Below are 19,458 nucleotides of genomic sequence, written 5' to 3' on the forward strand. Positions count from 1 at the left end.
CTGGCCTTGGCCAGAACCATCGTGATCGCAGCCGTCAGCGTCGTCTTGCCGTGGTCCACGTGACCGATCGTGCCGATGTTGCAATGCGGCTTGTTACGTTCGAACTTTTCCTTGGCCATTCTCTTCTCTCCGTCCCCTGAACAGGGGGCTTATTCCTAGGTTTTCAGGGGGTATCCGACGGACCGAAGCCCGTCGGGATTGTTGGGTTTAGGCGCTGTACTTCTTGATCACTTCGTCGGCGACGTGTTGCGGCACCGGCTCATAGTGGTCGTACTGCATGGTGAACTGGGCGCGGCCCTGAGACATGCCGCGCAGCGTGTTCACATAGCCGAACATGTTGGCCAGGGGCACGAAGGCGTTCACGACAGTGGCGTTGCCGCGCATGTCCTGACCCTGGATCATGCCGCGACGGGCGTTGAGGTCGCCGATGACCGAACCGAGGTAGTCCTCGGGGGTCACGACCTCGACCGCCATGATCGGCTCGAGCAGCTTCGGAGCACCCTTTTCCTTCAGTTCGCGGAAGGCGGCGCGGGCTGCGATTTCGAACGCCAGCACGCTGGAGTCGACGTCGTGGTATTTGCCGTCCGTCAGGCTCGCCTTGAAGTCGATCAGCGGGAAGCCGGCCAGAAGACCCGAGTCCTTGATGGAGTTCAGACCCTTTTCGACGCCCGGGATGAATTCCTTGGGAATGGCGCCGCCGACGATCGTGTTCTCGAACACGAAGCCCGAGCCGGGCTCGCCGGGTTCGAACGTGATCATGACGCGGGCGAACTGGCCCGTACCGCCGGTCTGCTTCTTGTGGGTGTAGTCGATGTCGACCTTGCGGCCGAGCGATTCACGATAGGCGACCTGCGGCGCGCCGATGGTGGCCTCGACCTTGTAGGTGCGCTTCAGGATGTCGATCTTGATGTCCAGGTGAAGCTCGCCCATGCCCTTCAGGATGGTCTGGCCCGACTCATGGTCGGTCGAGACGGTGAAGGACGGGTCTTCCGAAGCCAGCTTGGCCAGGGCGACGCCCAGCTTCTCCTGGTCGGCCTTGGTCTTGGGCTCCACCGAGATCTCGATGACCGGCGCCGGGAATTCCATCTTCTCGAGGATGACGGGCGACTTCAGCGGATCGCACAGGGTGTCGCCGGTGCGGGTGTCCTTGAGGCCGGCGAGGGCGACGATGTCGCCGGCGAAGGCTTCCTTGACGTCTTCCCGGTTGTTCGAGTGCATCTGCAGCATCCGACCGACGCGCTCTTTCTTGTCGCGGCTGGAGTTCAGCAGGTTCTGGCCGGTTTCCATCTTGCCCGAATACAGGCGGCAGAAGGTCAGCGAGCCGACGAACGGATCGTCCATGATCTTGAAGGCGAGGATCGACAGGGGCTCGTCGTCCGAGGCGCGACGCACGACGGGCTCTTCGGTCTTGAAGTCGATGCCCGGGGTCGGCGGGATGTCCGTAGGCGAGGGCAGGTAGTCGACGACGGCGTCGAGCAGCGTTTGCACGCCCTTGTTCTTGAACGCCGAGCCGCACAGGATCGGATAGAAGGCGCCGGTCAGCACGGCCTTGCGGATGCACTTCTTCAGCACTTCCAGCGAGGGCTCGTTGCCATCGAGGTAGGCCTGCATGGCGTCGTCGTCGAGTTCGACGGCGTTGTCGATCAGGTACTGGCGCGCCTCGACGGCCTTGGCCATCAGGTCGTCCGGGATCGGGCCGACGGTGAAGTTGGCGCCCAGGGCGTCGTTGTCCCAGATCACCGAGTTCATCGACACGATGTCGACCAGGCCGGTCAGGGTGTTCTCCGAGCCGATCGGGAACTGGATCGGCACGGCCTTGGCGCCCAGGCGGTCGCGGATCGACTGGACCGAGGCGTCGAAGTCGGCGCCGATCTTGTCCATCTTGTTGACGAAGACGATCCGCGGAACCTTGTACTTGTCGGCCTGGCGCCAGACGGTTTCGGTCTGCGGCTCGACGCCGGCGTTGCCGTCCAGCACCGCCACGGCGCCGTCGAGCACGCGCAGCGAACGCTCCACTTCAATGGTGAAGTCCACGTGGCCGGGGGTGTCGATGATGTTCAGGCGCTTGCCCTGCCAGAAGGCCGTGGTCGCAGCCGAGGTGATCGTGATCCCCCGCTCCTGCTCCTGGTCCATCCAGTCCATGGTCGCGGCGCCGTCGTGGACTTCGCCGATCTTATGGTTCTTGCCGGTGTAATACAGGATCCGCTCGGTCGTCGTCGTCTTGCCCGCATCGATGTGGGCCATGATTCCGAAGTTGCGGTAGTCCTCGAGCGCGTGTGTGCGGGCCATGAAAGCGTGCCTTGAAAGTATGTTCAGGACGCGGTCCGCGTCCTCGGGAGATCGTCGATGTGGCGGATAAGCGAGCGCGGGCGATTTAGCTCAAACCGCCCGCGCCGGATAGGCCTAGATAGTGTCGCTGTTTGACGCTTTGAAGGCGCCTACCAGCGGTAGTGGCTGAAGGCGCGGTTGGCTTCAGCCATCTTGTGGGTGTCTTCACGCTTCTTGACCGCGGTGCCGCGGTTGTTCGAGGCGTCCAGCAGCTCGGCGGCCAGTTTTTCGGTCATGGTGTTCTCGCCACGCTTGCGCGCGGCGTTGACCAGCCAGCGGATGGCCAGGGCGCGGCGGCGATCGGGGCGAACCTCGACCGGCACCTGATAGGTGGCGCCGCCGACGCGACGCGAGCGGACCTCGACCGACGGCTGGACGTTTTCCAGGGCGGTGTGGAAGGTCTGGACCGGCTCGAAGTCCTTCTTCTTGTCGGCCAGGATCTCGAACGCACCGTAGACGATGTTCTCGGCGACGGCCTTTTTGCCCTCGTACATGACGTAGTTCATGAACTTGGTGACGGTCAGATCCTTGTATTTGGGATCCGGCAGGACTTCGCGTTTCTGGGCGCGGTGACGACGTGACATGGGCTGGGCCTTCTAAATCGGTGTCTGGAAGAAGCCGGATGGGACCGGCTGAATCTGGAAAGTGCGGGTCGCTTACTTCGGACGCTTGGTGCCGTAGTGCGAACGGCGCTGCTTGCGGTCCTTGACGCCTTGCGTGTCGAGCACGCCGCGCAGGATGTGGTAGCGCACGCCGGGAAGGTCTTTCACGCGGCCGCCGCGGATCAGGACCACCGAGTGCTCCTGAAGATTGTGACCCTCGCCGGGGATGTAGCACACGGCTTCATAGCCGGACTTGGCCAGACGGACCTTGGCGACCTTACGCAGAGCCGAGTTCGGCTTCTTCGGGGTCGTCGTATAGACGCGGGTGCAAACGCCGCGACGCTGGGGCGAACCCTCGAGGGCCGGCACCTTGTTGCGCACGGGCTTGGGCTTGCGGGGCTTGCGGATCAGCTGGTTGATCGTAGGCATCGGTAGAACAGTCTCGACTTCTGATGGAGGCGTGTGCCTGTCGGCCGGGGCGCCTCGGTTTCCTTCTTTTGAACGGCCCTTCAGGGCCGCCCGGGGTCGTTCGAGACCGGATGCGGCACGACCAAACAGCCCAGGCGCGCCTCCGGTAAGCCGGAAAACACAAAGGGCCGGAACGCGCGCTTCGGGCGTTCCGGCGGGCACAGCCCGTCCGTTCAATTGTGACGATCAGGATGGGACACCGAAATGGCCCGCCTCGAAAGTCCGGCGCGTTTACGCGTGAGGGGCCTTCAGGTCAAGACCGATGGTCCGCCCTACTCCGCCACCGGCCTGGTCAGATCGAACTCCACCCGAAAGTGCCGGTTGGCCCGACGCAGCTCATAGGCGAACATCCGGTCCGGGTGGACCTTCATCGCCCAGACATTGGTCGTGGAGACGGCGGCGGCATTGGCGTTGAACAGGGCGATGGAGAAGGCGTCGACGGGGAACTCCTGGCGCTCGGCCGTCCCGAGGCTCGCCGTGTCGCCGCCGTACATGTGCAGCACGTCCACCGTGCCGTCCTCGTGGCGGTGATCATGCTTCAGGCGGACGCCCCCGGCCGTCCGCGTGACAATCCACACCCGCGACCGGTCCTCGCCGACGCTGAACGGGATTCGCACCTCTTCCGGCGAACAGTCGCGGACATGCATCAACAGGCGCTGGCTGGCGAAACGGGCGTCGGCGGCGTCGGTCGTGACCACCCGCCCCTCGAAGCGCTGGCCGCACAGGGCGTTCAGTCGGCTCATGAAGACGTCCTGCGGCCCGGACGGCGCGGACGTGGTGGCGCAGGCCGACAGGAGGACTGCGACGACAGCGATCAGGGCGGTTTTCATGCAGCGAGGGTCGCGCGCTTTGACATCGTGCTCAAGGCGCCAAGACGCCCGTTGACTTCGTGGCGTCCCTGAGTATGTTCCGCGCCTCTTATTTTCACGGCTCTCACCGCCGTCGCAAAGGTAATTTCCGATGGCAAAGCCCGCCTCAATCAAGATCCGGCTGAACTCCACCGCCGACACCGGCTTCTTCTATGTGACCAAGAAGAATGCCCGCACGATGACCGAGAAGATGGTCGTCAAGAAATATGACCCGGTCGTGCGCAAGCACGTCGAGTTCAAGGAAGGCAAGATCAAGTAGGCGGTTCACACCGCTGACGATCTGAACGCCCGGTCAGCAATGGCCGGGCGTTTTCTTTGTCTCCTCCCCGTGCGCCGCCTGGCGAACGGGGAGGTGGCGCGGCGCTTCTTCAGCGCCGTGACGGAGGGGTTCTTGAAGCGGGCGACGTCTGTGGGCGTGAAAAACCCCTCCGTCTCCTCCGCTTCGCTACGGATCCACCTCCCCATCGCTGCGCGACAGGGACAAGACGTGTGCTCTAGGCCGCCCGCGCGATGACCCGGTCGCGTCCCGTGGCCTTGGCCTCGTAGACGCCTTCGTCGGCGCGTTTCAGCAGGGCCTCAGGCGTATCGCCCGCCCCCGAAGTCGCCGCCACCCCGATCGAGATCGTCACCGTCAGGTGCTCCTGACCGCCCATGACCCGGAACGGGGTCGAGCCGACGTCGCGGCGGATGCGTTCGGCAATGCGCTGGGCGTCCTCGAGCCTGGTGCCCGGCATGATGACGACGAACTCCTCCCCCCCCTGTCGGCAGGGCAGGTCAACGGCGCGAACGTTGGTGGCCAGCCGCACGGCGAACTCGCGCAGCACCTCGTCGCCCGCGTCGTGGCCGAAGCCGTCGTTGACCTTCTTGAAGTGATCGATGTCCAGCACCAGCACCGAGACCGGCTCGCCGCCCTGGGCCGCCCGAGTGACAAAGGCTTGAAGTTGGCCCGCCATATAGCGGCGGTTGTGCAGCCCCGTCAGGGCGTCGGTGACGGCCATCTCCAGGCTGTAATCCAGCTTCTCCTTGAGGAAGTCGGTGTAGCGCTTCCTGCGGATCTGCGTCCGCGCCCGCGCTGCCAGTTCCTCGGGGTCCACGGGCTTCATCAGGATGTCGTTGACGCCCAGCTCCAGCGCCTTGACCAGTCGTGGCCGGTCCGACGGATCGACCACGGCCAGGATCGGCAGGTGCCGCGTCGGCTCGGCCGACCGCACCTGGGCGATCAGGCGCAGGCCGTCGAACTCGGCTGCCGCCACATTGATGATCATCAGGTCGATCGCGCCCCTGGACGCCAGCAGGCCCCCGGCCGCATCGCTCTCGACCGTCGGCCGGTGCTCGCGCGTCAGTTCCTCGGCGATCCGCTGCGCCTGGCGCGCATTGTCGTCGACAATCAGGACCCGGCCGCCCGAGCCGCGCAGTCGCCCGGCTCCGTCCGTCGTGACTCCCAGCCGCCGTCCGCTCTCCTCGCGCTCGCGCAGCTCATCCATGACCAGTTTCAGCCGGGTCAGCGACCGCACGCGGGCGAACAGGACCACGTCGTCCAGCGGCTTGGTCACGAAGTCGTCGGCCCCCGCCTCCAGCCCCTTGATCCGGTCCTCGCGTCCGTCCAGCGCTGTCACCAGCACGACGGGGATATGGTTGGTGAGCGGATCGGCCTTGAGACGCCGGCAGGTCTCGAACCCGTCCATGCCCGGCATCATGACGTCCAGCAGGATGATGTCCGGCTGTTCCGCCGCCGCCAGGGTCAGCGCCTTCGCCCCGTCATGACACGTCAGGACGTCATAGTATTCCAGCGTCAGCTTGGCCTCGAGCAGGCGGACGTTGGCCTCGACATCGTCGACCACAAGAATACGCGCGGTCATTGAACGGCTATCCTACTGCTACCGGCTGGCTGAGGTGCTTCTTCACCGTTTCCAGGAAATGCATCACCGAGATCGGCTTGGAGATATAGGCCTCGCAGCCGCCCTGCCGGATCCGTTCCTCGTCGCCCTTCATCGCGAAGGCTGTCACGGCGATGATCGGGATGTGGGCCAGTTCCTCGTCATCCTTGAGCCATTTGGTCACTTCCAGCCCCGAGATCTCGGGCAACTGGATGTCCATCAGGATCAGGTCGGGCATGTGCTGGCGTGCCATGGCCATCGCCTGCATCCCCTCGCGGGTCTGCAGGATCTCATAGCCCTGCGAGTCGAGCAGATCATGAAACAGCTTCATGTTCAGCTCGTTATCCTCGACGATGAGGACTTTCTTGGACATCTTCACCCGGTCTGGCCGCCTCGACTGGCGCGGACGTCGCGCTGACAGGCATGCCGCTTCTTCGATTGGGATTGTGGCTGCCCAGTCTTAAGTTGGGGTGAAGTCGGGAATTCAAGCTTCACCATGAAAGCCATCTGTCGCGACTGCCTGTGGGCCGGGGAGGATACGGTCGTCCGCTGCCCGTCCTGCGGCTCGCCGCGCGTGGTCTGCGACCCCGAGCTCGACCAGCTTTCGATCGCCCATCTCGACTGCGACGCCTTCTACGCCTCGGTGGAGAAGCGCGACCGCCCGGAACTGCGCGACAGGCCCGTCATCGTCGGCGGCGGGGTGCGCGGCGTGGTTTCGACCTGCTGCTACATCGCCCGCCAGTCCGGCGTCCATTCGGCCATGCCGATGTTCAAGGCGCTCAAGGCCTGTCCCGACGCCGTGGTCCTCAAGCCGGATTTCTCGAAATACGTCCCCGAATCGGAGCGCATCTTCCGCTTCGTCGGCGAGCTGACGCCCCTGGTCCAGACCCTGTCCCTCGACGAGGCCTGGATCGACCTGTCCGGCACCGAACGCCTCAACGGCGGCCCGCCCGCGCTCCAGCTGATCCGCCTCCAGAAACTGATCGAGGACGAGACCGGCCTCGGCGTCTCCATCGGCCTGGCCCCCAACCGCTTCCTCGCCAAGATCGCCTCCGAACTGGACAAGCCGCGCGGTTTCTCCGTCATCGGCACGGCCAATGCCCAGGCGCTCCTGGCCCCGAAATCCGTCCGCATCCTGCCCGGCGTCGGTCCCGTCTTCGGCAAGACCCTGGTCTCGGACGGTTTCGCCACCGTCGGCGACCTCGCCGCCGCCGACGTCCGCGATCTGGTCAAACGCTACGGCGAAACGGGCCTTCGCCTCCACGACCTCGCCCACGCCCGCGACGCCCGCTCGGTGAACCCCGAGCACGACCGGCGCGGCATGAGCGCGGAGACCACCTTCAACACCGACCTGACAGCGCTCGAAGAGCTCGAAGCCGAACTCTGGCCCCTGTGCGAGAAGGTCGCCTCCAAGGCCCGCCGCGACGGCGTCTCCAGCCGCGTCGTCGTCCTTAAACTGCGCCGCAGCGACTTCAGGATCGTCACCCGGCGCAAGACCCTGCCCGACCCGGTCCAGACCGCCCGCGCCCTGTTCGCCATCGGCCGCGAGCTGCTCGCCCCCGAGCTCGGCCGCCCCTACCGCCTGATCGGCATCGGCCTGGCCGACATCCAGGACGCCGAGGACAGGCCCGAAGGCCTGTTCGCCTCATCCGAGCGCCGCACCCTCAGGACCGAGACCACCATCGACGCCCTGCGCCAGAAATTCGGCGCCTCCGCCGTGGTGGCAGGGCGGGCATTGAAGCCGAAGCCGCGTTAGCCCCCCCCTCCGTGCACCCCGGCGAAGGCCGGGGTCCAGATGGAGGACCCGGCAGTCTGATCAAATGACCCGGTGCGACATCCCGGCCATCTGTCTTGCCATCTGGACCCCAGCCTTCGCTGCGGTGCACGGGTGGAGGTCAGCCGTTCAACCGCCCTTAAGTCCCCCCGTGCATCATCCCCCCATGTCCGCATTCCTCGACAAGATGCGCCGCCGGGGCGGCCGCTACCTCGGCGTCCGCCCCGCACCGGTCCGCCCGCAGCGCGGCGTCTTCAGCCTGTCGTTCGACGACATCCCGGTGACCGCCTGGACCGAGGCCGGCCCGATCCTCGAAGAGCATGGCGTCACCGCCACCTACTATGTCGCCGGCAGCCTGTCGGGCGGACAGAACCTGGGCCTGCCCCAGTTCACCACCGACCACCTCCAGGCCCTGTTCGGCGCCGGCCACGAGGTCGGCTGCCACTCCTTCGGCCACACTTCGGCCCTCGCCGTCTCGCCCGAGGCCTACGCCGCCGATCTGGACAGAAACGCCGCCTGGGTCGCCGAGCGGCTGGCGGGCCATGTCATGACAACCTTCGCCTGGCCCTATGGAGACGTCTGCGTCGGCGCCAAGGCCGTCGTCGCGGACCGCTTCGCCCTCGCCCGCGGCGTCCGCGACGGCGTCAACGCCGGCAGCGCCGACCGCGCCAACCTCCAGGCCATCGGCCTCGAAAGCCGCCGCCTGCCCGGCTACGACCTCGAGGCGCTGATGACCGAAACCGCCGCCCGCAAGGGCTGGCTCATCGCCTACGGCCATGACGTCATGGACGGCCCCACCCCCTACGGCTGCACCCCCGACGACCTCGATCGCGTGATCCGGCTGGCGAAAGCGGCGGGGCTGGAGATCATGCCGGTGGGCGAGGCGTGGCAAAAGATGGCGGCCTGAACCTTCTCCCTCCCCCGAGGGGGGAGGGTGGTCGGAGCGAAGCGGAGACCGGGTGGGGGCGGCAAGGCGAAACCTCGCAGGCCTGCCTCTGGATCACCGGCCGTTCCCACCCGGTCGCTCCGCGACCACCCTCCCCCGAGGGGGAGGGAGAAGCTCGTCGCACCGACCAGCCAGACCCGCGACAATTCAACACCTTAGCGCGACCATCCCGCGCCTTGACCTTCCGGCCCCTCGGCTATAGGTTCCGCGCCGAATTCAGACCCCTGTCGGGGCCCGCAAATCCATGCGTGGCCGGGCGGGGTTCGAAACAAACAAAGCCCATGTCCCTGCCCCCGGAATCGCGCGAAGAGGCGATCAAACGCCTCACCGACAGCGCTTCGTCTCTGGAGGCGCGCACCGCCCGCGAGGTTTCTCACGAGGCGGCGGGTCAGGCGGCGGCCGGTCAGGCGTGGCGGATCATCGCCGACCTGTTCGGCGGCGTGTTCGTGGGTCTGGCGCTCGGCGCCATCGTGGACTGGTATTTCCATACCAATCCCTGGGGTTTGATCGGCGGCGTCCTTCTGGGCTTCGCCGTTTCGGTTTGGATGGCCTGGTCGACGGCGCAACGCCTGATGGCCCAGGCGAAAGCAAGTGGAGTGGAGCCGAAGTCGGTTCCCTTCGACGATGACGAAGAAGACTAAAGGCGCCCATGGCTGATCCGCTTCACCAGTTCCAGATCGTTCCGCTTGTCGACTTCGGCACGGTGACCCTGCCTGTCATCGGCGAGCAGCAGCTCGCCTTCACCAACTCGCACCTGGCCATGACCGTCGCCTTCGGCGTGGTCGTCCTGTTCCTTCAGGTGGTGACCGCCGGCGCCAAGGTCGTCCCGGGTCGCTGGCAGTCCGCCGGCGAGACCATGTTCGGCATGATCGACGGCATCGTCGATTCCATCATCGGCCATGACGGGCGCAAGCTGTTCCCGTTCGTCTTCACGGTCTTCACCTTCATCCTGGCCATGAACTTCATCGGCCTGTTCCTGACCTTCACGGCCACCTCGCAGATCGCCGTCACCGCCACCTTCGGCGTGCTGACCATCCTGCTCGTGCTGGCCATCGGGTTCGCCAAGCACGGCCTCGGCTTCTTCAAGCTGTTCGTCCCGTCGGGCGTGCCGTGGCCGGTCCTGCCCTTCGTGATCGTCATCGAGTTCGTCTCCTTCCTGCTGCGCCCGGTCACCCTGACCCTTCGTCTGTTCGGCAACATGATGGGCGGCCACGTCGCCCTGAAAGTCTTCGCCGGCTTCGTGGTCGTGGGCGTCGGCGGGTCCGTCGGCCTCGGCCTCGGCATCCCGATCGCCCTGCTGTCGATGGGGATGACCGTCGGCCTGACCGCGCTGGAGTTCCTGGTGGCCTTCCTCCAGGCCTTCGTCTTCGCCGTTCTGACCTGCATCTACCTCAACGATGTGGTCAACCTGGGCCACGGGCACTAAAGCCTCCACCCAGTTTTCGTCCCTAACCAACCAACCTCAGACTAGGACTAAAGATTATGGAAGCAGAAGCCGCCAAGCTCATCGGCGCCGGCCTCGCAATGACCGGCATGATCGGCGCCGGCATCGGCGTCGGCAACATCTTCGGCTCGTTCCTGACGGGCGCCCTGCGCAACCCGTCGGCCGCAGGCTCGCAAATCGGCAACCTGTTCGTGGGCGCCGCCCTGGCCGAAGCCCTGGGCATCCTGTCCTTCGTTCTGGGCATCCTGCTCTACTCGGCCTGATCGCCGAACCCGATCAGGCGCGGCGCCGGTGATCCGGCCGCCGCGCCTTTTCGCCTGATTTCAGAACAGACGGACCATGGCTGCACAAACTCCCGAACTCGTACTTCCCGCGTCCGACACGGCTCCCGTCGATGTCGCGACCACGCATGCCTCGACCGAAGCCGCACACGGCGAAGGTGGCGGCTTGCCCCAGTTCGAGTTCCAGCACTGGTTCGGACAGATCGTCTATCTGATCTTCCTGTTCGCCATCCTCTACTGGCTGATCGCCAAGGTCTTCACCCCGCGCATGCGCCGCGTGTTCGACGAGCGTGAGACCACCATCTCCACCGCCGTCGCCACGGCCCGCCAGGTCCAGGCCGAGGCCGCCGGCCAGGCCGAGGCCGCCAAGGCCGAGGTCGAGAAGGCCCGCGCTGACTCGCGCGCCGCCTCCGTCGCCGCCAAGGCCCGCGTCACCGACGAGGCCAACCGTCGCGCCGCCGAGGAAGAAGCCGTCGTCAACGCCCGCATCGCCGAGGCGGAGATCGCTATCGGCAAGACCCGCGACGCCGCCATGGCCAATGTCGCCACCATCGCCGCCGACACAGCCTCGGCCATCGTCGAGCGTCTGACCGGCAAGGCCCCCTCGGCCGCCGAGGCCACCGCCGCCGTCAAGGGAGCCGTCTGATGAACATGTTCATGGAAGAGGGCTTCTGGGGTCTCCAGAGCGCCGAGATGTGGGTCCTTGTCGGCCTGCTGATCTTCATCGGCATCTGCATCTACGTCGGCGTGCCGAAACTGATCGCCGGCCAGCTGGACGCCAAGGGCGCCAAGATCCAGTCCGAACTGGATGAGGCCCAACGCCTGCGCGCCGAGGCCGAGGCTCTTCTCGCCACCATCCGCGCCGAGAAGACCGCCGCCGAGGCCCAGGCTCGCGACATGCTGGCCGCCGCCGAGGCCGACGCCCGCATCATGGAGGCCGAGGCCAAGGTCCGCCTCGAAGAGACCCTGGCTCGTCGCCAGGCCCTGGCCGAGCGCCGGATCGCCTCCGCCGAGGTCCAGGCTACGGCCGAGGTCAAGGCCGCCGCCGCCGAGGTCGCCGCCCAGGCCGCCGAGACCATCCTCACCGCCCGTATCGCCGGGGCGAAGACCGACCCCCTGCTCGACGCCGCCATCGCCCAGATCGGCACCCGCCTGAACTAGGGCTTTCGACGGGTGAGTTGCGGCGCTCTTGGAGCGCGGAACGCTCTAGCGGCTATCGGCTCAAGTCATGCGAATGGGCGGCGCACCGGACCGGTGCGCCGCCCTTCTCTTTTCCAGACCGATCAGTGGGCCGGCGCGACCCCGTCCATCAGCTTTGCGGCCCGCTTCTCGCGCGCCACCAGCCGGGCGTAGACATTGCCCAGCACGATGCCGAACACCGCATGGCTGACCAGCATCCAGGCGACCATGCCGAACCCGCCCGAGCCGCGGAAGATCCCCGAATCTCCGAACAGGAACACCATCACCATCAGCACCGCCCAGGCGCCGACCGCGAAGATGATCCCCTTGGTCTCCGGCGTCTGACCCGGCATCCGCGGACACAGGATCCCGAACAGGGCCCCCAGGATCACCGTCCCCGCGATAAAGTGGGCGATCCACCCCACGACCAGGTTTCCGGGCATCCCAATCAGACTGGACACAAAGAGTGGAAACGGCTCCACCCACGGACCAGCAAAGACATTCACGGCTTCGAGTATTGAGACGGCCACCGTAGCGAACAGACCGGCGATCATTCCCTTTTGTACGCGTGACATCATAACGACAGCGCCTCCCAACGCTTATTGTCTGTTCCGATAACGCGGGGAGGACTCTACGCCTGTGGCGCAGGGACGCTATTCCGCCACAGTCACAACCGCGTGCTTCGCAGTTGCGAAAAGGTTTTACGCGAAGCGGACGTCAAGCATGGATTCGGTCGCCTCCCACAACCGCGCCGCTGCGGCGGTATCCAGCGCCTGGGGTTCGGCCTTCGCCGGCCCGGGCGGACCCTTCAGCTCGTTCATCCGCGTCGCACCCAGATAGGCCCCGCCCTTCACGGTCGGCTCCGTCGCCGCCATCAGGATCGGCAGGGCGCCGGCAGCGGCCGAATGACTGATCAGGGGCTCGATCAGCGGCCGATACAGCAGGCCCATCACGGCTCGCGACACCGGCCGCCCGGTCAGCGGCCCGTTGCCGATCAGTCCGGTCCGGGCATAGCCGGGATGGGCCACCACACTGGTCAATCCCCACCCATGGGCGGCGCTGCGGCGGTCCAGCTCCAGCCCGAACATCAGCATCGCCAGTTTCGACTGCGTATAGACCGGCCAGTCCCTGTACAGGCGCGCATGGTTCAGATCGTCGAAAGTGATCTGGCCCCGCCGGTGGGCAATGCTGGACAGCTGGACCACCCGCGCCTGTCCCGCCTTCAGCAACGGCAGCAACCGCGCCGTCAGGGCGAAATGGCCGAGATAGTTGGTCGCGAACTGCATCTCGAACGCGTCGACCGTCACCTCCCGCTTCGGCAGCGCCATGACCCCGGCGTTGTTGACCAGAATGTCGATCGGCCGTCCCTGCCCCAGCAGGCGATCGGCAAAGGCAGCGACCGACGCCTGGCTGGCCAGATCCAGGGCCTCGAACCGGACATTGGCAGCCGGGACCGCACGACGGATGCGCCTCATCGCGTCGTCACCCTTCTTTGGATTGCGCGCCGCGATGACGACCTCGGCCCCCTTCCGGGCCAGTTCGAGAGCGGTCTCGAATCCCGTCCCTCCGGTCGAGCCGGTGACGATCGCCAGTTTTCCCGTCTGGTCGGGAATGTTTGCAGTGGTCCAGTTCGACATCGGGTCTATCCTGCGGGTCTGACGTGAGGGAGGAACATCGGGTTGCAATATCTGCACTCGATGCAAATATGCAAGCCGTGCAAGACAAGATTTCAGGCCTGCGTGAACGCAAACGCGCCGACACCCATGCGCGGGTCCACAGCGCCGCGATGGCGCTCTTCAGCCGCAGGGGTTTCGAGGCCACGACCCTCGATGACATAGCCATTGCAGCCGGTGTGTCCCGTCGCAGCCTGTTCCACTATTTCGCGTCCAAGGAAGACATCGTCCTGTCGACCAAGGCGGGTCTGGGCGACCTGATCGAGGCCGCCGTCGCCCGCCGCCCGGCCGACGAGCCCCTGCTGGCCATGGCCGAGAACGCCCTGACGGACATGGCTGCGGACTTCCAGGGTCCCGGCCCCAAGGCGCTGGCCCGCCTGATCCATGACACCCCGGCGCTGCGCTCAGGCGATCAGGCCAGGTATGAGGCGCTGGAGCGGCGACTGGCCGAGGCGATGGCGTGCCGCAAGGGACTGGCCCCCGACGACCTGCAGGCCCGCGTCACCGCCGTCACGGCGATCGGCGTCCTGCGCATGGCGACCGGGACCTGGTTGACCTCGGACGATGGCCAAGGCCCCGAGGTCCACGGCAAGGCCGCCTTCGCGGCGCTCAGGCGCTCAATCGGCGATGCGTGAACGCCAGAGAAACAGCGTGCGGTGCACCAGGAAACTCACCAGCCCGCAGACACTGACCGCAGTGACGATCAGGACGACCTGCCCGGCCCGGTCGCTCCACAGCGGACGCCCCAGAGCGATGGTCCAGACCCCCGCCGCCAGGGCGACCAGGGCCATTGACGCCAGCAGCGCCTTTAGCCAGGGCAACCGTGCCGCTCGCCACAGCCCGGCCTCGGTATCGGTGGCATAGGGTTTGGCGTCCTTCCTGCGCCCCGTCATGACGGCAATCGCCTCGCGCAATGTGATGCCGAAGATATAGGTGTCCCACAGGAGCGGACTGTTCGGATAGTCTCGGTAGCCCCGCTGCGACAGTCGCGGCGACCGCGCGATGACGAAGACGCAGCCCCGGGTGAGGGCCAGGGCTCCCACCAGCATGATCAGATAGGGCCAGGAGGGCCACAGGACATCTGCGGGCGTCGGAGCCTGCAGGTCTGCAAGTTCCAACACGCCCGAGATGTAGAAGCCCCAGAGGCCCAGCGTCATGATCAGCTCGGCCCAGGTGATGGCCTGTCTCGGCGTCATGCCAAAGCCTCCTCGGCTTCGATCCGAAAGCGGACCAGTCAGCCCGAACGGTCAAGCCTAGGCCCGACGCGCCCGGAAAGGCCAGAGCCTACTCCGCTGCGATGTTCGTCCCTTCCGGGGCGGTCCAGCGAAGCTTGGGCGAACGCGCCGCGCGGGTCTCGTCGAGGCGACGCAGGGGCGCATGGAAGGGCGCGCCCTTGAAGCGGTCCACCTCGCCGGCCTTTGCCGCCTGGGCCAGCAGACGCAGGGCCTTGATGAACCGGTCCAGCTCGGCCTTGGATTCCGTCTCGGTCGGCTCGATCAGCATGGCGCCGTGGACGACCAGGGGGAAATACATGGTCATCGGGTGGAAGCCCTCGTCGATCATCGCCTTGGCGAAGTCGAGCGTGGTGATGTCCGTGCCCTTCAGCCATTCGTCGTCGAACAGGGCCTCGTGCATGCAGGGGCCGTCCGGGAAGGCGGCGCTCATCACGTCCGACAGCCGGGCCTTGATGTAGTTGGCGTTCAGCACCGCGTCCTCGGCGACCTGGCGCAGGCCGTCCGAGCCGTGGCTCATCATGTAGCTGAGGGCGCGGGTGTACATGCCCATCTGGCCCTGGAAGGCGCACATACGGCCAAAGGCCTGGGCCGCCTCGTCTTCCTCGCGCTCGATCAGGCGATAGCCGTCCGCGTCGTGCACGACCCAGGGGGCCGGGGCGAACGGGGCCAGGGCGGCTGACAGCACGACCGGACCCGAGCCGGGACCGCCGCCGCCGTGGGGCGTCGAGAAGGTCTTGTGCAGGTTGATGTGCATGGCGTCGACGCCCAGATCGCCCGGGCGGACCCGGCCGACGATGGCGTTGAAATTGGCCCCGTCGCAGTAGAAATAGGCGCCCGCTTCGTGGGTCAGCCGGCTGATCTCGAGGATGTCGCGCTCGAACAGGCCGCAGGTGTTCGGATTGGTCACCATGATGGCGGCGACGTCGTCGCCCAGCTTGGACGCCAGATCGGCCACGTCGACGCGGCCGTCTTCGGTCTGGGACACTTCGACGACCGTGTAGCCGACGAAGGCCGCAGTCGCCGGATTGGTGCCGTGGGCCGAGGTCGGCACCAGCACCTTGCGGCGCTGCTCATGCTGGCCCGAGGCCTCATGCGCGGCGCGGATGGCCATCAGGCCGCACAGTTCGCCGTGGGCGCCGGCCTTGGGCGACAGGGCCACCGCGGGCATGCCCGTCAGGGTCTTGAGCCAGTGCGCCAGGGTGTCCATCAACGCCAGCGCACCCTGCACTGTCGAGGTCGGCTGCAGCGGGTGGATGTCGGAGAACCCCGGCAGCCGCGCCATCTTCTCGTTGAAGCGCGGATTGTGCTTCATCGTGCACGAGCCCAGCGGATAGATGGCCAGGTCGATGGCGTGGTTCTTCTGCGACAGGCGCACATAGTGGCGCATGGTCTCGGGCTCGCTCAGACCCGGCAGGCCGATCGGATCGCGGCGGACCAGATCGCCGAGGTCAGACCCGTCCGTCTTCGGTTCCGGCAGGTCGACGCCGGTCTTGCCCCAGCCGTCGCTCTCGAAAATCAGGTGCTCGGCCTGCAACAGGCCGCGCGCGCCGGTCAGGGTCGGGTATTTGTAGCCGTGATCGTTCGCGGTCAGGGCGGTCGGACGGCCGACGGTGTTCATCGTGCTCATGATCAGGCTCCCAGGATCTTGGTCAGGGACTTGGCGAGGATCTGGATGTCGGCATCCAGAGTCGTCTCGGTCGCAGCGACCAGCAGGACGTCGTCCATGCCGGCGTCGGGCGCCAGTCGGCTGTAGGGCACGCCGGCCAGCACATGATGCGCCGCCAGCTGATCCACCACCTCGGCGGCATTCTTCGGCAGCTTCACGGCGAACTCGTTGAAGAACCGGCCGGTCAGGATCTCGACCCCCGGAATAGCCGCCAGGGCATCGCGCGTCGCCAGCGCCTTCTCGTGGTTCAGCAGCGCCAGCTTGCGCAGCCCCGTCTCGCCCAGCAGGCTCATGTGGATGGTGAAGGCCAGGCTGCACAGGCCCGAGTTGGTGCAGATGTTCGACGTCGCCTTGTCGCGGCGGATGTGCTGCTCGCGCGTCGACAGGGTCAGGACGAAGCCCCGCTCGCCGTCCGCGTCCACCGTCTCGCCGCACAGGCGGCCCGGCATCTGGCGGATCAGCTTCTCGCGCGTCGCGAACAGGCCGACATAGGGTCCGCCGTAGTTCAGCGCGTTACCGATCGACTGGCCCTCGGCGGCCACGATATCGGCCCCCATCTCGCCCGGCGACTTCAGCAGGCCCATCGACACGGCCTCGGTGACCACGACGATCAGCAGGGCGCCGGCGGCGTGGGCCGCCTCGGCGATCTTCGTCACATCGGTCGCCGTGCCGAACACGTTCGGCGTCTGGACCACGACACAGGCCGTGTCCGGACCGATCCGGGCGATGACGTCGGCTTCCGCGTCCACGGCGGCGGCCAGCACCTCGGTCTCCACGCCGACAGCGTGAACGACCGTCTCGGTCGCCCGCACATAGTGCGGATGCACCCCGCCCGAGATGACCGCCTTGTTCCGGCGCGTCACCCGCGTGGCCATCAGCACGCCCTCGGCCATGGCGGTCGAGCCGTCGTAGAGCGAGGCGTTGGCCACATCCATGCCCGTCAGGTTCGCGACCTGGGTCTGGAACTCATAGAGATACTGCAGCGTCCCCTGGGCGATCTCCGGCTGGTACGGCGTGTAGCTGGTCAGGAACTCCGAGCGCTGGATCACGTGATCCACCGTCGCCGGCACGTGGTGACGATAGGCCCCGGCGCCACAGAAGAAGGGCACGTCGCCCGCCGCCGTGTTCTTGCCCGCCAGCGTCTTCAACGCCCGCTCGACCTCAAGCTCGCCCATGACGCGCGGCAGGTCGACGAACCCGTCCCGCTGCGCCGCCTCGGGCACGTCCACGAACAGGTCGTCGATCGATTTCACGCCGATGGCGGCGAGCATCGCCGTGCGGTCGTCGGGAGTCAGGGGCAGGTAGCGCATCGTGTGTTCACCTTGTCATCCCGGGGGAGCGGGCGTTTGTCATCCCGGCCGAAGCGAAGCGAAGAGCCGGGACGGGGCGGGGTTATCTTGTCAGTCCCGGTCGGCCCAAAGGGCTGAACCGGGACACGGGCGGAGTTTGTCGTCAGTGCCCCGGATGAGCTGCGCTCTCCGGGACGGGAAGTTCAGGCAGGCAGGTCCCGGCTCTCCGCTTCGCTTCGGCCGGGATGACAAACTAAAGCGAGGCCAGAAACGCGTCGTAAGCGGCGCGGTCCATCAGCGCGTCCAGCTGCGAGGCGTCCGACACCTTGATCTTCGCGAACCAGCCCTCGCCTTCGGGGTCGGCATTGACGGTCTCGGGGGCGGTGGCCAGCACGACATTGCCCTCGATCACCTCACCCGACACCGGCGCATAGACGTCCGAGGCCGCCTTGACGCTCTCGACGACGGCGAAGCTGTCGCCCTTGCCGACAGTCTTGCCGGCTTCCGGCGTCTCGACGAACACCACGTCGCCAAGCTGGTCGGCAGCGTGTTTCGAGATGCCGACGGTGGCGACATCGCCGTCGAGGCGAACCCACTCGTGATCCTTGGTGAAGTGCATGGTGTGTTCCTTTTTCTCGTCATCCTCCGGCTTGACCGGGGGATCAGGCCTTGGGTTTGCGGTAATAGCGTTGGGCGACGAACGGCATGTCGATGACCTCGGCGGCGGCGGCCTTGCCGCGCACAATGACCTTCAGCTCGGTGCCGAGGGCGGCGTGCGACGGCGGCACATAGCCCATGGCGATGTTGCGACCCAGGGTCGGCGACGGCCCACCCGAGGTCACCGTTCCAATGACCTTGCCGTCCAGATCGGCGATCTCCGCGCCCTCGCGCGCCGGGGCGCCTTCCTTGACGCTCAGGCCCACGCGCACCCGCGACGGACCCTCGGCCAGCTCCTTCAGGATGCGTTCGGCGCCGTTGAAATCGGCGGCCTCCTTGCGGGACTTCGACAGGGCGAAGGTCAGCGCCCCCTCGACCGGCGAGGTTGTCGGATCGATGTCATGCCCATGCAGCGGCAGCCCGGCTTCGAGGCGCAGGCTGTCGCGCGCGCCCAGGCCGATCGGCTTGACCCGGGTGTCCTCCAGGATCGTGTTCCACACCCGCTCGGCGTCGGCGGCCGGGACCGAGATCTCGTAGCCGTCCTCGCCGGTATAGCCCGAGCGCGAGACGTAGCAGTCGACCCCGAACAGCATCAGGCGGGCGCAATCCATGAAGCCGAACTCGGCCAGCACCGGCTCATGCTTCACCATGACCTCGGCCGCTTCGGGCCCCTGGATGGCGATCAGGGCGCGGTCGTCCAGCACGGTCAGCGTCGCGTCGCCCGACAGATGCTCGGCCCAGAAGGCGAAGTCCTCGTCCTTGTTGCCGGCGTTGACGACGACGAACAGGCCGTCGTGATCGGGCTTGCCCGCCATCAGGTCGTCGATGATCCCGCCGTCGTCGTTCAGCAGCAGGCTGTATTTCTGGCGGCCGGACTTCAGCACCTGATAGTCGCCGGGCACGAAGCGCTGGAACTGGTCGATCGCATCGGCGCCGGTGATCTTGCACTGGCCCATGTGCGACACGTCGAACAGGCCGGCGTGCTCGCGCGTCCAGCGATGCTCGGCCAGGACGCCCTCGTACTGCACCGGCATGTCGTAGCCGCCGAACCCGACCATGCGGGCGCCGGCGGCACGGTGCGCGGCGTTCAGAACGGTGGTCTTCAGCGTATGGTCGGTCATGGGGGTCCAGACTTTCAGGGTCGCGTCTCGAGGCGGAAAGCTCCGCCGT

The 19,458-nt window shown here is 66.6% G+C and carries 23 protein-coding genes; 9 read left to right on the forward strand and 14 right to left on the reverse strand.

Annotated elements, in window-relative coordinates:
* From ACP7AB_RS11515 to ACP7AB_RS11535, 5 genes are all read right to left on the reverse strand, one after another.
* The coding region (locus ACP7AB_RS11515; RefSeq protein WP_426038994.1) for a GTP-binding protein at nucleotides 1–119 on the reverse strand (119 nt) is incomplete at its 3' end.
* An 88-nt stretch (nucleotides 120–207) separates the two neighbouring features.
* Nucleotides 208–2,289, reverse strand: a complete 2,082-nt coding sequence (fusA, locus tag ACP7AB_RS11520; protein WP_425991236.1) for an elongation factor G — start codon at nucleotides 2,287–2,289, stop codon at nucleotides 208–210.
* A 149-nt stretch (nucleotides 2,290–2,438) separates the two neighbouring features.
* Nucleotides 2,439–2,912, reverse strand: a complete 474-nt coding sequence (rpsG, locus tag ACP7AB_RS11525; protein WP_056615544.1) for a 30S ribosomal protein S7 — start codon at nucleotides 2,910–2,912, stop codon at nucleotides 2,439–2,441.
* 72 nt (nucleotides 2,913–2,984) lie between these two features.
* Nucleotides 2,985–3,359 (reverse strand): 30S ribosomal protein S12, encoded by a 375-nt coding sequence (gene rpsL, locus ACP7AB_RS11530; RefSeq protein ID WP_013269204.1) that lies wholly within the window; start codon nucleotides 3,357–3,359, stop codon nucleotides 2,985–2,987.
* Nucleotides 3,360–3,670: 311 nt separating this feature from the next.
* Nucleotides 3,671–4,228, reverse strand: coding sequence for a hypothetical protein (locus ACP7AB_RS11535; protein WP_425991239.1), 558 nt, complete (start codon nucleotides 4,226–4,228; stop codon nucleotides 3,671–3,673).
* 130 nt (nucleotides 4,229–4,358) lie between these two features.
* Here ACP7AB_RS11535 and rpmG point away from each other — a divergent pair, with 130 nt between their 5' ends.
* A complete protein-coding gene (gene rpmG / locus ACP7AB_RS11540) occupies nucleotides 4,359–4,526 on the forward strand; it encodes a 50S ribosomal protein L33 (protein WP_003164451.1) in 168 nt (55 codons plus the stop codon).
* 235 nt (nucleotides 4,527–4,761) lie between these two features.
* Here rpmG and ACP7AB_RS11545 read toward each other — a convergent pair whose 3' ends face one another.
* Together ACP7AB_RS11545 and ACP7AB_RS11550 are read right to left on the reverse strand one after the other, a co-directional pair.
* Nucleotides 4,762–6,126 (reverse strand): PleD family two-component system response regulator, encoded by a 1,365-nt coding sequence (locus ACP7AB_RS11545; RefSeq protein ID WP_425991241.1) that lies wholly within the window; start codon nucleotides 6,124–6,126, stop codon nucleotides 4,762–4,764.
* Nucleotides 6,127–6,133: 7 nt separating this feature from the next.
* Nucleotides 6,134–6,517, reverse strand: coding sequence for a response regulator (locus tag ACP7AB_RS11550; RefSeq protein WP_303696273.1), 384 nt, complete (start codon nucleotides 6,515–6,517; stop codon nucleotides 6,134–6,136).
* A 123-nt stretch (nucleotides 6,518–6,640) separates the two neighbouring features.
* On the opposite strand from ACP7AB_RS11550, the gene ACP7AB_RS11555 reads away from it, so the two are divergent.
* The 7 genes from ACP7AB_RS11555 to ACP7AB_RS11585 all read left to right on the forward strand — a co-directional run bounded on the left by ACP7AB_RS11555 (nucleotide 6,641) and on the right by ACP7AB_RS11585 (nucleotide 11,750).
* Nucleotides 6,641–7,900: a DNA polymerase IV gene (locus ACP7AB_RS11555; protein WP_425991243.1), complete on the forward strand. Its 1,260-nt coding sequence runs from the start codon at nucleotides 6,641–6,643 to the stop codon at nucleotides 7,898–7,900.
* Nucleotides 7,901–8,084: 184 nt separating this feature from the next.
* Nucleotides 8,085–8,825 carry a polysaccharide deacetylase family protein gene (locus ACP7AB_RS11560; protein ID WP_425991245.1) on the forward strand — a complete coding sequence of 247 codons (741 nt, stop codon included), beginning with the start codon at nucleotides 8,085–8,087 and terminating at the stop codon, nucleotides 8,823–8,825.
* Nucleotides 8,826–9,145: 320 nt separating this feature from the next.
* Entirely contained in the window at nucleotides 9,146–9,505 is a 360-nt protein-coding gene (locus ACP7AB_RS11565; RefSeq protein WP_303696276.1) for an AtpZ/AtpI family protein, read from the forward strand.
* An 8-nt stretch (nucleotides 9,506–9,513) separates the two neighbouring features.
* Entirely contained in the window at nucleotides 9,514–10,290 is a 777-nt protein-coding gene (locus tag ACP7AB_RS11570; RefSeq protein WP_303696277.1) for a F0F1 ATP synthase subunit A, read from the forward strand.
* Between the two features lie 56 nt (nucleotides 10,291–10,346).
* Nucleotides 10,347–10,571, forward strand: a complete 225-nt coding sequence (locus ACP7AB_RS11575) for a F0F1 ATP synthase subunit C (protein ID WP_168045007.1) — start codon at nucleotides 10,347–10,349, stop codon at nucleotides 10,569–10,571.
* Nucleotides 10,572–10,647: 76 nt separating this feature from the next.
* Nucleotides 10,648–11,235: a hypothetical protein gene (locus ACP7AB_RS11580; RefSeq protein ID WP_425991248.1), complete on the forward strand. Its 588-nt coding sequence runs from the start codon at nucleotides 10,648–10,650 to the stop codon at nucleotides 11,233–11,235.
* A complete protein-coding gene (locus ACP7AB_RS11585) occupies nucleotides 11,235–11,750 on the forward strand; it encodes a F0F1 ATP synthase subunit B (RefSeq protein ID WP_425991250.1) in 516 nt (171 codons plus the stop codon). The genes ACP7AB_RS11580 and ACP7AB_RS11585 overlap by 1 nt, the downstream gene beginning before the upstream one ends.
* A 122-nt stretch (nucleotides 11,751–11,872) precedes the next feature.
* Here ACP7AB_RS11585 and ACP7AB_RS11590 read toward each other — a convergent pair whose 3' ends face one another.
* Nucleotides 11,873–12,346, reverse strand: coding sequence for a DUF6789 family protein (locus ACP7AB_RS11590; protein ID WP_425991252.1), 474 nt, complete (start codon nucleotides 12,344–12,346; stop codon nucleotides 11,873–11,875).
* Between the two features lie 123 nt (nucleotides 12,347–12,469).
* Nucleotides 12,470–13,405 carry an SDR family oxidoreductase gene (locus tag ACP7AB_RS11595; RefSeq protein WP_425991254.1) on the reverse strand — a complete coding sequence of 312 codons (936 nt, stop codon included), beginning with the start codon at nucleotides 13,403–13,405 and terminating at the stop codon, nucleotides 12,470–12,472.
* A 68-nt stretch (nucleotides 13,406–13,473) separates the two neighbouring features.
* On the opposite strand from ACP7AB_RS11595, the gene ACP7AB_RS11600 reads away from it, so the two are divergent.
* Nucleotides 13,474–14,076: a TetR/AcrR family transcriptional regulator gene (locus ACP7AB_RS11600; protein ID WP_425991256.1), complete on the forward strand. Its 603-nt coding sequence runs from the start codon at nucleotides 13,474–13,476 to the stop codon at nucleotides 14,074–14,076.
* On the opposite strand, the gene ACP7AB_RS11605 is transcribed toward ACP7AB_RS11600, so the two are convergent.
* From ACP7AB_RS11605 to gcvT, 5 genes are all read right to left on the reverse strand, one after another.
* On the reverse strand, nucleotides 14,059–14,637 hold the full coding sequence (locus ACP7AB_RS11605) for a hypothetical protein (protein ID WP_425991258.1): 579 nt from the start codon (nucleotides 14,635–14,637) through the stop codon (nucleotides 14,059–14,061). The two genes, ACP7AB_RS11600 and ACP7AB_RS11605, sit on opposite strands and share 18 nt — an antisense overlap.
* Nucleotides 14,638–14,725: 88 nt before the next feature.
* Nucleotides 14,726–16,303 carry an aminomethyl-transferring glycine dehydrogenase subunit GcvPB gene (gcvPB, locus tag ACP7AB_RS11610; RefSeq protein ID WP_425991259.1) on the reverse strand — a complete coding sequence of 526 codons (1,578 nt, stop codon included), beginning with the start codon at nucleotides 16,301–16,303 and terminating at the stop codon, nucleotides 14,726–14,728.
* A gap of 2 nt (nucleotides 16,304–16,305) precedes the next feature.
* Complete coding sequence (gene gcvPA, locus ACP7AB_RS11615; RefSeq protein ID WP_425991261.1) at nucleotides 16,306–17,652, reverse strand: aminomethyl-transferring glycine dehydrogenase subunit GcvPA; 1,347 nt, start codon at nucleotides 17,650–17,652, stop codon at nucleotides 16,306–16,308.
* Between the two features lie 232 nt (nucleotides 17,653–17,884).
* A complete protein-coding gene (gene gcvH, locus ACP7AB_RS11620) occupies nucleotides 17,885–18,250 on the reverse strand; it encodes a glycine cleavage system protein GcvH (protein ID WP_425991263.1) in 366 nt (121 codons plus the stop codon).
* Between the two features lie 43 nt (nucleotides 18,251–18,293).
* A complete protein-coding gene (gene gcvT, locus ACP7AB_RS11625; protein ID WP_425991265.1) occupies nucleotides 18,294–19,409 on the reverse strand; it encodes a glycine cleavage system aminomethyltransferase GcvT in 1,116 nt (371 codons plus the stop codon).
* Between the last annotated feature and the right edge of the window lie 49 nt (nucleotides 19,410–19,458).

It is taken from the genome of Brevundimonas sp. TWP3-1-2b1, from assembly GCF_049896165.1.
Taxonomy (GTDB): domain Bacteria; phylum Pseudomonadota; class Alphaproteobacteria; order Caulobacterales; family Caulobacteraceae; genus Brevundimonas; species Brevundimonas subvibrioides_B.